Consider the following 14637-nt stretch of genomic DNA (forward strand, 5'->3'; position numbering starts at 1 on the left):
TAAAGCGATTAATTACAATATTAAATAACTACCAACTACCAATTACAACTACCACATTTCACTAACTTCTTCTTTAATAAAAGCAAGAGCAGCATTACTAGGAGCAGGTTTATCCATTAATTCTGTTAGCACAACCTCACGAAGTTTATTCGCAGTATCAGTTTGTTCTTTCATGGTTGCTTTTCTAATTAGTTGAATCGTTGCGTTTTTTGCTGCCTGAGTTATAGACCAACATTGGTCACTCACATAAATTTGTTGTGATAAATTGTGTTCATATTCTTGCTCAATAGTTGCAATAAGTAAAGCTTCGTAATCCTCTTTATTAGAGGATGTTGGGTTAACTCTTGTTAATAATTTAGATGGTGATATTCGCTCTAAAAAAAGAGCCATACGTTCGTAGGCTTGTAGGCGTAATGGAAAGGTTTCTTTTTGTAAATCTTTCTGTAATAGAAAACGTCTTCTACTATTTTCATTATCCGTATGCATTTTAAAAAAATAGTAGGCAATAGCGCCAACGACTAGAGCAGGAGCAATGTTAAATATTAGTTCTATTATTTTATCGATATCCATGTGTTTTGTTTTTTGAGTTAAGAATAAATCTTTTTTAGTCAAGAATAAATTCTTCATTTAGCTAAGTTGAAACTTGAGCATGTAAAGTTAATTTATTTTAAAAATTAAATTGTTAAAACTATGAAGCAAAAATATAAAAAGAAAGGACTAATAATAGCAGTTGTAATTTCTGTTTTTGTAGTATTAACAATTGTAGCTAATTATGTTGTTGAGAATAAACTTAATAGAGCCTTAAATGGCTTACCAAGATTTATTAAACTAGAGTATACCTCTTTGCGCGTTAACGTTATTGCTGGAAATTTAGAGATAAATGCTCCAGTTGTTACTATTAATGGCAAAATCACCCAAAAAGCTATTCTCAATGCACAATTAAAAAGTATTGTAATTAAAAATCTTAGTTATTGGGATTATTTAATCAATGATGAGATTATAGTTGAAGCAATAATTTTAGACCAACTTAGTCTCAAATACAATTACAATCGGCACGTTGGTAAAGACGAGTACAACAAAAGATTTTTAAATGATTTAAAGCGTATTATAAATGTTGAAACTATAAAAATGAATAAGGCAGACATTTTTGTTTCAAATTTTGATACCGATTCAACATTATTAAGTATTCCTGAATTTAATTTTGAATTAAAAAAACTTCAAATCAATCCAAAAACCTCCAAAATTGAAAATATAATTAAATATGATGATTTTAACTTAAATGCAGATAACGTAAAATATGCCATTAATCAATATGATGATTTATATATAGATTCAATTTTATTAACTTGTGATAATGCGGTTTTTAAGCATTTTGAGATAAAAACAAAGTACAAGAGAAACAAGTATTCAGAGCTATTAAAAGAGGAGCGCGACCATTTCAATCTAACAATTAAAGAAATAAAATGTAAAGAAATAAATTGCGGATTTAGAGCTTACGAAAAATTTTACTTAACATCACAAAAAGTACAAATCATCTATCCTGAAGCTGAAATTTACAGGGATAAGTTGGTGGCAAATGATACAAGTTATAAGTCTTTCTACTCAACAATGTTAAGAAAATTAGATTTTGAATTAGGTCTTAGTGAAGTAGAAGTTTCAAACGGAACAATAGAATATTTAGAAAAAGTAAATAAAGAAACACCAGCAGGACGATTACGTTTTTCTAATATAGAAGCTAAAATTCTAAACGTAGGAAATATTAACCAATTGAAACCAACAGAAATAAAGGTGAATTCATTATTTATGGATACCTCAGTATTAAAATTCAATTGGAGCTTTAAAGTAGCAGATGTTACTGATAAGTTTGAGTTTAAAGCCAATTTAAAACGTTTTAATGCCGATCAACTAGATCAGTTTACAAAAGCTAATCTTAATGTAGATTTTAATGGTGAGTTAAAGCAAACTTATTTTACAATTGCTGGTAACAACAATGTTTCTCGTGTTGATTTTAAAATGAAATATGATGATTTTGAAGTTGCCATTTTAAAAAAGAACGGAAAGGAAAAAAACAGATTTCTTTCAAAGTTAGTGAACATGATAGTTTCAACTAATAGTGAAAAACAAAATAATAATTTTCGTTTTGGACAAGATAAAGAAGTAAAAAGAGATGTAACTAAATCTATATTTAATTTTGTTTGGTTAAATGTTAAGCAAGGATTATTAACTGCTATGACAGGTGATGGACTCCTTAAAAAGCAATAAAAATCAGTACTTTATAACAATGTTTTAATATTTATCGCATTTCAATTCGGATAACTATAAGAGTATCCGTAATTTTACTGCTTCAAAAAATTTTAGCTTGGAAAAATATCTCAGTCAGCTTAATGACGCACAATTAGAACCTACAATTCAGGTAGATGGACCAATGATTATCATTGCTGGTGCTGGTTCTGGTAAAACCCGTGTGCTTACCTATCGCATAGCTTATTTAATGAGTAAAGGTGTCGATTCTTTCAATATTTTGGCATTAACCTTTACCAATAAAGCAGCCAAAGAGATGAAAGGTAGAATTGCTGATATTGTTGGTGACGGTGAAGCTAAGAACCTTTGGATGGGAACATTTCACTCCGTTTTTGCTAAGATTTTACGTTTTGAAGGGCATCATTTAGGTTTTCCGAGTAATTTTACAATTTACGATACGCAAGATTCGCAAAAATTAATGGGTTCTATAATTAAAGAAATGGGACTCGATAAAGATATCTATAAAACCAAACAAGTTTATAGCAGAATCTCTTCCTATAAAAATAACCTCGTTACTGTAAAAGCCTATTTTAAGAATCCAGAACTAATGGAAGCTGATGCTATGGCAAGGCGTCCAAGAATGGGTGAGATTTATAAAGAATATGTAGATCGCTGCTTTAAAGCAGGTGCTATGGATTTTGATGATTTATTATTAAGAACCAATGAGCTGTTAACGCGTTTTCCTAATGTGTTGGCACAATACCAAAATAAGTTTAGATATATTTTAGTTGATGAGTACCAAGATACTAACCACTCGCAGTATCTAATAGTAAGAGCATTGGCAGACCGTTTTCAAAATATTTGTGTGGTTGGTGATGATGCCCAAAGTATCTATGCGTTTCGTGGTGCAAACATTAATAATATTTTAAATTTCCAGAAGGATTACGATGGTGTTAAAATGTACCGTTTAGAGCAAAATTACCGTTCTACTAAAAATATTGTTGGTGCAGCAAATTCAGTTATTGAACATAATAAAACCAAGCTCGATAAAATAGTTTGGACAGCAAATGATGTTGGAGAAAAGGTTATTGTGCACAGAGCAATGACAGATGGTGACGAAGGACGATATGTAGCAAGTACAATTTGGGAAACCAAAATGAACGAACAACTCCATAATAGTGATTTTGCTGTTTTATATCGTACAAATGCGCAGTCTAGAGCCATTGAAGATGCGTTGAGAAAACGAGATATTCCTTACAGAATTTATGGCGGATTATCCTTTTACCAACGCAAAGAAATAAAAGATGTAACCGCATATTTACGTCTTATTCTTAATTCTGCAGATGAAGAAGCGCTAAAGCGTGTTATTAATTATCCTGCAAGAGGTATTGGCCAAACCACTGTAGATCGTTTAATAGTTGCAGCTAATGCAACTGGAAAAACTATCTATGATGTTATTAAAGAAATTGATACAATAAATATCAATATTAACAATGGCACCAAAAACAAGCTTCGAGATTTTGTAACACTTATAGAAAGTTACAAAGTAATGAACCAAACTGCTAATGCGTTTGATTTGGCAGAACATGTATCTAAAACAAGTGGCTTAGTAAGAGAGTTGGGTAAGGATGTAACACCAGAAGGCGTTACTAAATTAGATAACGTACAAGAATTACTCAATGGTATTAAAGATTTTGTTGAAGGACAAATGGAATTGGCAGATGCTGGTGATTCTTTAGCAGAGTTTTTAGAAGATATTGCCTTAGCAACAGATTTGGATGCAGATAAAGGTAATCCAGACCATGTGGCTTTAATGACCATTCACTTAGCCAAAGGATTAGAATTTGGACATGTATTTATTGTTGGTATGGAAGAAGATTTATTTCCTAGTGCCATGAGCATGAATACGAGAAGTGAATTAGAAGAGGAGCGACGTTTATTTTATGTAGCATTAACAAGAGCAGAAAAACAAGCGTACTTAACGTATACCTTATCGAGATATCGATGGGGAAAATTAATAGATGCAGAACCAAGTCGTTTTATCGAAGAGATTGATGACGAATTTATAAATATAACAACGCCATTAAAAGAGCGTTTTAATCCTATGTTAGATGCTTCTATATTTGGAGATATAGAACCAAATCGTGTTAGATTTGCAAAACCTAAAACAGCAAAGATTCAGAAAAAAGAAATGAGCAAAAAACCTGAGAACTTTAAAATTAGTACACCAAAAAAATTAAAGAAAGTAAGTAAAACCGAAGGTGTAACAAATCTTTTTGACAGTAAATTAACTGTTGGTAATACTGTAAATCATCAACGTTTTGGGCGAGGAGAAGTGATGAAGTTAGAAGGTGTTGGAGGCGATGCCAAAGCGGAAATAAAGTTTCAGAATGGAGATACTAAAAAATTGCTTTTGCGTTTTGCGAAACTTGAAATATTAAGAACTAAAAAAGATTAAAGCGTAATTATTTTACCATACAAACGGAGTTAATATTCCCGTTGCCATCATATTCTTTTACCGAATTATGTGGGTCAGTAATCCATTGGCCATCAACTATAAATTTATAATGGTGTTTTCCGCCAGATAATCTTTTGTTGTATGTCCAGCAATTGTCTTGCCATATCATTTTATAGTCCTCTATAGACCAATCATTAAAATCACCACTTAAAATCACGGTTTTGGCATCGTTAAAATCACATAATTGAAAGGTTACGTTTTTTTGTACATCAATTACAGAATTGTAACCACTGTATTCGTTTTCAATTTTTGAAGGGTTTTGTGGGTCTTCCATCCATATTCCATCAATTATAAATTTGTAATGATAGATATCTGGTTTCAATTGTAAAGTCACTTTCCAACCATCGTCTGTTGGCTTCATTAAAAAACCAGTTTCGTCCCAACGGTTAAACGTGCCACTTAAAATAACTTTTTTGGCATCCTTGAAGCCTTTCAGCTCAAAATTAACGTTGCCATAATCTGTAGCAAAAGCACTATAAAGCTTAAGGTTGTAAACCATTAATGGAAAACCATCAGGGTTTTTTGCGTCTACGCTGTTTTCAAAATCGCTTGTTGGTTCTGCCCAATGTTCACTGTTAACTATAAACTTAAATTCCCATCCAAAATTTGAAGTAAATACCGAAAGGTCTTTTTTTAATTGGTAAATAGTATCATTGACCTTAGTCATTGGCCATTGGTCTAATGCCCAATTATTAAATTCGCCAGAAACAAAAACATCTTTTATTTTAACACCATTATTTTTAATATTGGGATAATCATTAACGTTGAATACAAAAGTGACCTGCTCACCTTTAATATCAAAGCCTTTTTTTGTTTTGCTTTGGGCAAAAATTTTACAGCTAAATAGTAAAGTTAATAGGAGAAAAAAAAGATGATTTGTTTTTATTTTCAAGGCTTTATAATCGGAAACTTAATAAAATAGAGTTTCTGTTTTTTGTAGTTAATAATCGTTCGTTGTTGAGCGAAAAATTCAAAACCAAGAATGCCATCAAGATTAGTGCCAAATGCACTATTCATTTGCCTTAAATTAGTAAGTACAGTTTTCATTGGTCCAAAGTAAATTGAATCATTCAATCTAACTCTATACAATTTTCCTGCCATAACTTTCAATTTCTTACCGCTAGCACCTGTAAGTTTTAATTCTTTACTAGGATAAAAATAGTCTAAAATTTCTGAATCTATATTTTTATTCAGTTGATTGTATTCTGCACCTGTATCTAATCCAAATTTCACTTGTTTATTTTCAATTTGTGCATCAATAATTATTGTGTGCTTCTTCAGTTTAAAATCAATGCTATCATGGATTGTTTCTGCATAAACTTTTTGGGACAAACGCTCACCATTCTTATCTGTTTTAGTCAACGTAATTTGATTTAAGTGCATATCAATAAAAATTTCAAAATCTTTCAATACGCTAAAACCAATAATGCCTAAAACTTCAATTTTCTTAATCTTTTCTATATGAGATAAATCGATAACATCAGCATTTAGATTTTCTAACCTAAAATCTTCTAAACTAAGTTTTTGAAGGTATTTTTCTTCTACATCTTCAATTTCATTATGAATTCCACTTCGTTGTTTGTTATTCGATCTATAGGATCTTGAAGCTTTATAATGAACGCTGTTTAAAATTAAGGTTTCAGACCCAGTATCTATAATAAAATTACCTTCCTTATTTAGGAGTTCAACTTCTACAACAATAAGCTGGTCAATTACTTTAAACGGAATTCTTGTGGTTGATGTATTTACAAATTCTGCTTTAGAAAAAATGATAGGAGGTTTATAGTCAGTAGCATAGAGCTTAACTGAAATAAACAAGGCGAAAATGATTTTGATTGATTGATGCATATTATATAGACATACAAACTACCCTTTATGTTACATTATTTTATGTTTTTAACATTTTTTAAACTGTATTTTAACACATTACCGTTATAGGTGTGTTTCTATAAAGTTCTTTAATTTTATAGTAGTATCTAAAAGATTAAGCCCAACCCAACCATGGCCTTCGTCTGGGTATAATGTAAACTCATGCGTTACATTTAATTCTTCTAGTTTATCTCGCATTGCTGTACCTTGTGTTGTTGGTACTAAAGGATCTTCTCCACCATAAAACATAATTGTAGGAGGAGCTAAAATTGTTGCTCTGTGGTACGGACTTATTTCTTCAAGATATGGTATAGATGTATCTAGACCTAAATTAACTAACAAGCCTTGTAGTATAGGGTCTGTATTATCTAGGTAAGCAGGATCGGTAAAATTAGTTGGGCCAACAACGCTGCAAACCATTTCAGTTTTGTTATTAGTATCAAAACCATAACTCCATAATAATGACAAATGTGCACCAGCACTAACACCTACAAAACCTATATCTTCAGAAATTGTGTAATAGGCTTCATTAGCTTCTAACCAATTAATTACGCTTGTAATATCATCTATTTGCATTGGGTATGCTTGGTTATTTGTATCTGCTAAGCGGTAATTTATGTTTACAACGGCATAGGAAGGCATTTGATCTAAAATAAAATCTTTAAAGTCATTCATGTCGGCTTTGTCGCCAGCAGACCAGCCTCCTCCATGCACAAGGATTAAAGTTTTAGTATTCGTTGTTCTATTTGCAGGTAAGTATAAATCAAAAACCTGATCATTATCTGATCCATAAGAAACATTGAGTTCTGTATACGATTCTAATGGGTCTAAAACTTGTGGTTGAGCATTGTCATCATTATCGGATGAGCATGAAATTAATGTTGAAATTGAAAATAATAAGATGAATACTATTTTTAAATGTTTCATAATAAAAATTATAGTTACTTTGTAAACGTGTCCTAAATATAGTTATTATGGCTGAGTTTGTTAAAATATATCCAGAAAATCCGAATCCTAAAGCGATTCAGAAGGTAGTTAAAGTGTTGAAAAATGGAGGATTAGTTATTTATCCAACAGATACAGTCTATGGATTGGGTTGCGATATTACTAATATTAAAGCTTTAGAACGCATTGCTCAAATTAAAGGTGTTAAGCTTGAAAAATCGAATTTTTCCTTTGTTTGTGAAGATTTAAGTAATCTTAGCGACTATGTAAAACAAATAGATACCACTACATTTAAAATATTAAAAAGAGCATTACCAGGTCCTTATACTTTTATTTTACCAGGTTCCAAAAATTTACCAAACCCGTTTAAAAAACGAAAAACAGTTGGGATTAGAGTGCCAGATAATTCTATAGCTTTAGCACTAGTTGGTGCTCTAGGAAATCCAATTGTTTCAACTTCTATTAGAGATGAAGACGACGTCTTAGAGTACACAACAGACCCAGAATTAATACTTGAGAAATGGGATAAATTGGTAGATATAGTGATTGATGGTGGCTATGGCGATAATGAAGCTTCTACTATTATAGATTTATCCGACGATGAACCAATTGTAGTAAGAGAAGGTAAAGGGAGTTTAGAGATTTTTTAAACAACTAAAATTACTATTCTCTAACAGGTTTCTTAACACTATAAAATAAAACTAAGGCTATAATTCCTGTTACTAAAAATCCGAGAAATAAAGGCAATACAGAGGTGGTTACAAAACTGCCAATATAGTTTGCAATAGGTACAGCCATAATTGTAGATATAAAGCCATTTAGAGCAGAACCAATACCTGCAATATGTCCCATGGGTTGCATGGCTAATGCTCTGTAGTTACCAAACAAGAAAGCGACACTTGCAAATTGAAGCATTAAAAACAGTATCAATATTTCTATTGGTGGATTTATGCCAGACCAAAATAGAATGACGTAAAGGAGTGAAATACCTACAAAAGCCAATAAAGCAATGTTAACGAGATTCCACATACCAAATCGCATAACAATAGCACTATTTAAAAATGTAGATAAACCAATAGTTATTGCCAAACTAGCAAATATGTAGGGAAAGTATTCGCCTAAATTATATTGTACTTGAAAAATTTGTTGAGAAGTACTCAAATAGACCATAAATGAACCAGTTATTAATCCTGAAAGAATAGTATAAATAACAGCAGATTTTATTCTAAAGAATGTTATTGTACCAGATTTAAAAATGGAAAGTCTAAACGTTTTTTGATATTTTTGATGCAATGTTTCCGGTTGTCGTTTCCAAAACCATAACATAATTATTAGCCCAAACAATAGGTTAAATGTAAAAATAGAGTGCCAGCCAAAATGCAATAATAAAAACTGACCTAACATAGGTGCAATTACAGGCACCAAAATAAAGGTCATTGTTACTATAGATAAGATTTTTGCCATATGATCGCCACTATAAGAATCTCTAACAATGGCAATACTCATAGTTCTTGGCGCAGATAAACCAATACCTTGCAAAACACGGCCAAAAATCATCATTTCAAAATTCTTAGTGGTAATGCAAATAATAGAAGCGATTACAAAAACGCCAAATCCGAAGTAAACCATGGGTTTACGGCCAAAACTATCTGATAATGGTCCAAATAAGAGCTGTCCAAAACCTAATCCTAAAAATATGGCTGTGATGAGTTTTTGGTTTTCGGTGTCTCCTAAACTGTTTATATGCATTCCAATATTTGGCAGCGCAGGCAATACAGCATCAATAGATAAAGCCACTATAGACATTAATGCTGCCATTAATACTATAAATTCTAATTGCGACCGTTTTTGATTTTGCATGGCGCAAAAGTAAGTCAATTATTAACAATTTTTAGATAGAATTTATAACCTTATTTAAATATAGCTACTAGAAATTTATGTTTCTAATTAAGCATTGAATACTGCATGTCTTTTTTCTATAACCAAGAATTAAATTTAAATGTTTAGTAAATACATACTAACTATGGTTATTTCAAAATAATTCAATTAATTGTTTAATGCGATAAGAAAATTGTAAACGTATCTTTACGCAAAATTTAGAATTATTATGCAGCATCTAAAAGATAGTACTAAAACAACCAAGTCTAAAAAGCCAAGAGTAACAATGGCCACTGCTTTTAAAACTATTATTTGGCCAAGACGAAAAATAGTATTTTTAGGTTTAGTACTTATAATTATTAGAAGTTTAGCAGGCTTTGTTCTTCCTTTAGAAAGTAAAGTGCTATTAGATGAAGTTGTACCTAATAAAGATTACAATCAATTATATGCCTTAATAGCTATTGTTATTGGAGCTATTTTAATCCAAGCTGTAACATCATTTTTATTAACAAAAGTATTAAGTATACAGGCACAATATTTAATTAGTGAATTAAGAGCGCAAGTACAGCGCAAAGTTTTGTCATTGCCAATTAGTTTTTTTGATAATACAAAATCTGGAGCTTTAGTGTCTCGAATTATGACAGACGTTGAGGGTGTAAGAAACCTAATAGGTACTGGTTTGGTGCAGTTGGTAGGTGGTTCGTTTACGGCAATTGTAACTTTAGTAATTTTACTTAGAATGAATGTTTGGATGACACTTTTTACGTTTATTCCACTTTCAATTTTTGGAATTATAGCATTAAAATCCTTTAAATATATTAGACCAATATTTAGAGCTAGAGGCAAAATAAATGCAGAGGTCAAAGGGCGTTTAAACGAAACATTAGCAGGTGTACGCGTAATAAAAGCTTTTAATGCAGAAGAACAAGAACATAAAGTGTTTGAAAAAGGAGTAGACCATATTTTTAAGAATGTAAAAAAGAGTATGACGGCTACGGCGATAATGACCAGTTCGTCAACATTTTTAATTGGTCTAGCAACAACCGGAATAATGGGAATTGGAGGTCATTATATGATGCAAGGGGCAATAACACTAGGAGATTTCTTGCAATTCACGTTTTTATTAGCTTTTATGGTAGCACCAATTGTTCAGATGAGTAATATTGGTAGTCAACTAACCGAAGCTTTAGCAGGTTTGGATCGTACAGAAGAATTGATGAATTTAGCTACAGAAGATGAGCAAGAGGAGAGAACCATTCAACTTGAAAATGTAAAAGGTGATATAGCATTTAATAAGGTGTCTTTTGCTTATGAAAAAGGAAAACCAGTATTACATGATATTAATTTTGAAGCACCCTCTGGTTCTGTGATTGCTTTGGTTGGTAGTTCGGGTTCTGGAAAATCAACTATAGCCGGATTATCAGCAACTTTTTTAAATCCTGAATCTGGAATGGTGACTATTGATGGCAAAGATTTATCAAAAGTGAAGTTAAATAGTTTTAGACAGCATTTAGGTGTGGTTTTACAAGACGAATTTCTTTTTGAAGGAACCATTAGAGAAAATATAATGTTTCCTAGACCTAATGCAACAGAAGCACAATTACAAAATGCTGTAAAAGCGGCTTATGTTAACGAATTTACAGATCGCTTTGATCAAGGTTTAGAAACTTTAATAGGTGAGCGAGGTGTAAAACTTTCGGGAGGTCAACGTCAACGTATAGCTATTGCGAGAGCCATATTAGCAGATCCTAAAATTATTATTTTAGATGAAGCTACTTCTAATCTAGATACAGAAAGTGAGAGCTTAATTCAAAAAAGTTTATCAGAATTAACTAATAATAGAACAACCATTGTTATTGCTCACCGCTTAAGCACTATTAAAAAAGCAAATCAAATTTTGGTTATTGAAGCGGGCCGAATTGTAGAACGCGGTACGCATGACGAGTTATTAGAAACAAAAGGCCGTTATTATGATTTATATACCTTTCAAGCTAAAATATAAGTTTGAAAAAGTAGTTAAAAGCTTTATTAAAGTGGAATATTACCATGCTTTCTGTTAGGTCTCAATACCTCTTTATTTTCAAGCATTTTAAAGGCTTTTATTAATTTACGCCTAGTATTTTGAGGTAAAATAACTTCATCAACAAAACCACGTTCTGCAGCACTATATGGATTAGCAAAAAGCTCTGCATATTCAGCCTCTTTTTCTTTCCATTTAGCTTCTTTGTCTTCAGCAGCCGAGATTTCTCGTTTAAAGATTATTTCTGCAGCACCTTTAGCTCCCATTACTGCGATTTCAGCATTTGGCCATGCAAAATTCATGTCTGCACCAATATGTTTAGAATTCATAACATCATAAGCGCCACCATATGCTTTTCGAGTAATAACAGTAACTCTTGGAACCGTTGCCTCACTAAAGGCGTACAGTAATTTTGCTCCATTAACAATAATACCATTCCATTCTTGATCAGTACCAGGTAAGAAGCCAGGCACATCTTCTAATGCTAACAACGGAATATTAAAACAATCGCAGAAACGCACAAAACGTGCTGCTTTTTTAGAGCTTTTTACACCTAATACACCAGCCAAAAACATAGGTTGGTTGGCAACAATGCCTATACTTTTTCCTCCCAACCTAGCAAAACCAACAATAATGTTTTCTGCATATTCTTTATGAATTTCATAAAAAGAATCTTTATCTATTATGCCTTCTATAACCTGATGCATGTCGTATGGTTTATTAGGGTTTTCAGGTACAATTGTTTCTAAGGACTCTCTAATTTCATCTTTAAAATCGAATTCTAAATCTTCAACGGTTTCTCTATTGCTTTGTGGTAAATAACTCAAAAGTTTTTTAATATCTTCGATACATTCTACATCATTTGCGCTCGTTTTATGAGCTACACCAGATTTTGAAGAATGTACACTTGCGCCTCCTAACTCTTCGCTTGTTACTTCTTCATTAGTAACTGTTTTAACCACATTTGGACCTGTAACAAACATATAGCTAGTGTCTTGTACCATTAGTGTAAAGTCTGTCATAGCAGGAGAATAAACTGCGCCACCTGCACAAGGACCCATAATTGCAGAAATTTGAGGAATAACACCAGAAGCTTTTACATTTCTAAAAAATATATCTGCATAACCACCTAAAGAACGAACACCTTCTTGAATTCTTGCACCACCTGAATCGTTAAGTCCAATAATTGGAGCACCTACGTTAACAGCTAAGTCCATAATCTTACAGATTTTTTCTGCATGAGTTTCAGATAATGAACCACCAAAAACGGTAAAGTCTTGTGCAAAAACATAAATTAACTTGCCATTAACTGTTCCGTAGCCTGTTACAACACCATCACCATAGAATTGCTGATTAGCCATGCCAAAATCTTTACTTCTATGGGTTACTAAAGCACCAATTTCTTCAAAAGAACCTTCATCTAAAAGGTACAAAACACGTTCTCTGGCTGTCAGTTTTTTCTTTTTATGCTGTTTGTCTATTCTAGCCTGTCCACCTCCTAATTTAGAAAGTGCTATTTTATCGTTAAGGGTTTTTATTTTTTTGTCCATGCTCTTTTGGTTTATTGCAAAGGCACTTAAGGTGCAAAACTATGTTTGTTATATTTTTTTGTTGATATATATGCTTAAAGATTGATACTATCCATATTACTAATTGGGTAATCGTAATAATTTCTGTTCCTCTAAATAATGTTTTAATGCTATTTTAGCTGCAATCTCAGCTTCTAATAGCTGTTGTTTTTTTATGAGGCTAGGTGAGTAGTATTTTTTTACAAAATGGGTGTCAAAATTACCACTTCTAAAAGCGTCGTGTTCACAAACAAAACGCCCAAATGGTAATGTGGTTTGTACACCTTTTATTTCGTAGTTGTCTATAGCTTTTATCATTAACTCTATGGCTTCTTCTCTAGTTTTACCGTAAGTAATAAGTTTAGACAGCATTGGGTCATAATAAATAGGTATATCCATTCCTTCTTCAAAACCATTATCTACACGAATGTTTTTACCAATAGGAAGTCTATATATTTCTAAGTTACCAACACTAGGCAAGAAATCATTTAAAGGGTCTTCTGCATAAACTCTGAGTTCTAACGCATGACCATTAATTTTTAAATCCTCTTGTTTTATGTTTAAAGCTTCACCACGAGCTACTTTTATTTGAAGTTCTACTAAATCTACACCAGAAATCCACTCAGTAACAGGATGCTCTACTTGAAGTCTCGTATTCATTTCTAAGAAATAAAAATTATGCTTATCATCTAGTAAAAATTCTACAGTACCTGCACCCAAATAATCACAAGATCGAGCCACATTAATAGCAGCTTGTCCCATTTCTGCTCTTAATTTAGGTGTAAGTACAGAAGAAGGAGCTTCTTCAATAACTTTTTGATGACGACGTTGAACGGAACATTCTCGTTCAAAAAAGTGTAAAATATTGCCATGGTTATCAGCCATAACTTGTATTTCAATATGTCTAGGAGATGATACGTACTTTTCTACAAATACAGAGCCATCTCCAAAAGCTGATGTTGCTTCGCTTATTGCACGTTTCATTTGTTCTACAACATCTTTTTCTTTTTCTACAACACGCATGCCTTTTCCGCCGCCTCCTGCAGCAGCTTTTATAAGAATAGGGAAGCCTATCTCTTTGGCAATTTTTATAGCTTCTTCTGGATTTTTAATAGCATAATCTACACCAGGAACCATAGGTATATTATAATCTTTAACGGCATCTTTTGCTGCTAATTTATCTCCCATCATTTTAATAGCCTTAGACCTTGGTCCAATAAAAATGATATTGTTTTTTTCTGCTAGCTCTGCAAAATCAGCGTTTTCACTAAGAAAACCATAACCAGGATGTATAGCATCTGCGTTTAATAATTTGGCGACTTCTATAATTTTGTCGCCTCTTAAATACGACTGATTTGAAGGCGCTGGACCAATGCAAATGGCTTGGTCTGCAAATTTTACATGTGGCGAGTTTCTATCAGCTTCAGAAAAAACAGCAACTGTTTTAATACCCATTTTTTTTGCGGTTCGCATTACGCGAATTGCAATTTCTCCTCTGTTGGCAACTAATATTTTTTTCATTTTTTACAGACCTTGTTTTTATATCTATTGCGTTATTACACAATATAAGCTACAGTTATTCTTACTTTATTTTGGGG

General features: G+C 32.2%; 11 protein-coding genes. 4 read left to right on the plus strand and 7 right to left on the minus strand.

Annotation, left to right across the window (positions count from 1 at the left end):
- Positions 1-48 precede the first annotated feature (48 nt).
- Positions 49-570 carry a DUF7935 family protein gene (locus tag HNV10_RS13275; RefSeq protein WP_173301906.1) on the minus strand — a complete coding sequence of 174 codons (522 nt, stop codon included), beginning with the start codon at positions 568-570 and terminating at the stop codon, positions 49-51.
- 120 nt (positions 571-690) lie between these two features.
- On the opposite strand from HNV10_RS13275, the gene HNV10_RS13280 reads away from it, so the two are divergent.
- On the plus strand, positions 691-2262 hold the full coding sequence (locus HNV10_RS13280; RefSeq protein WP_173301868.1) for a hypothetical protein: 1572 nt from the start codon (positions 691-693) through the stop codon (positions 2260-2262).
- 97 nt (positions 2263-2359) lie between these two features.
- Entirely contained in the window at positions 2360-4699 is a 2340-nt protein-coding gene (locus tag HNV10_RS13285; RefSeq protein ID WP_173301869.1) for an ATP-dependent helicase, read from the plus strand.
- 7 nt (positions 4700-4706) lie between these two features.
- Here HNV10_RS13285 and HNV10_RS13290 read toward each other — a convergent pair whose 3' ends face one another.
- The 3 genes from HNV10_RS13290 to HNV10_RS13300 all read right to left on the minus strand — a co-directional run bounded on the left by HNV10_RS13290 (position 4707) and on the right by HNV10_RS13300 (position 7555).
- Entirely contained in the window at positions 4707-5651 is a 945-nt protein-coding gene (locus HNV10_RS13290; protein WP_173301870.1) for a hypothetical protein, read from the minus strand.
- Positions 5648-6607, minus strand: coding sequence for an aspartyl protease family protein (locus HNV10_RS13295; protein WP_173301871.1), 960 nt, complete (start codon positions 6605-6607; stop codon positions 5648-5650). Before HNV10_RS13295 ends, HNV10_RS13290 begins: the two co-directional genes overlap by 4 nt.
- A gap of 84 nt (positions 6608-6691) precedes the next feature.
- Complete coding sequence (locus HNV10_RS13300; protein ID WP_173301872.1) at positions 6692-7555, minus strand: alpha/beta hydrolase; 864 nt, start codon at positions 7553-7555, stop codon at positions 6692-6694.
- 47 nt (positions 7556-7602) lie between these two features.
- Between HNV10_RS13300 and HNV10_RS13305 the strand changes: the two genes are divergently transcribed.
- Entirely contained in the window at positions 7603-8223 is a 621-nt protein-coding gene (locus HNV10_RS13305) for an L-threonylcarbamoyladenylate synthase (protein WP_173301873.1), read from the plus strand.
- A gap of 13 nt (positions 8224-8236) precedes the next feature.
- Here the strand turns inward: HNV10_RS13305 and HNV10_RS13310 are convergent, their stop codons facing one another.
- Positions 8237-9433 carry a multidrug effflux MFS transporter gene (locus HNV10_RS13310; RefSeq protein WP_173301874.1) on the minus strand — a complete coding sequence of 399 codons (1197 nt, stop codon included), beginning with the start codon at positions 9431-9433 and terminating at the stop codon, positions 8237-8239.
- A 247-nt stretch (positions 9434-9680) separates the two neighbouring features.
- On the opposite strand from HNV10_RS13310, the gene HNV10_RS13315 reads away from it, so the two are divergent.
- Positions 9681-11453 carry an ABC transporter ATP-binding protein gene (locus HNV10_RS13315; protein ID WP_173301875.1) on the plus strand — a complete coding sequence of 591 codons (1773 nt, stop codon included), beginning with the start codon at positions 9681-9683 and terminating at the stop codon, positions 11451-11453.
- 26 nt (positions 11454-11479) lie between these two features.
- Here the strand turns inward: HNV10_RS13315 and HNV10_RS13320 are convergent, their stop codons facing one another.
- Both HNV10_RS13320 and accC read right to left on the minus strand, forming a co-directional pair.
- Complete coding sequence (locus HNV10_RS13320) at positions 11480-13021, minus strand: acyl-CoA carboxylase subunit beta (RefSeq protein WP_173301876.1); 1542 nt, start codon at positions 13019-13021, stop codon at positions 11480-11482.
- A gap of 99 nt (positions 13022-13120) precedes the next feature.
- Positions 13121-14560, minus strand: a complete 1440-nt coding sequence (gene accC, locus HNV10_RS13325) for an acetyl-CoA carboxylase biotin carboxylase subunit (protein ID WP_173301877.1) — start codon at positions 14558-14560, stop codon at positions 13121-13123.
- Positions 14561-14637: the final 77 nt, after the last annotated feature.

The sequence above is a fragment of the Winogradskyella litoriviva genome, from assembly GCF_013249065.1.
Lineage (GTDB): Bacteria > Bacteroidota > Bacteroidia > Flavobacteriales > Flavobacteriaceae > Winogradskyella > Winogradskyella litoriviva.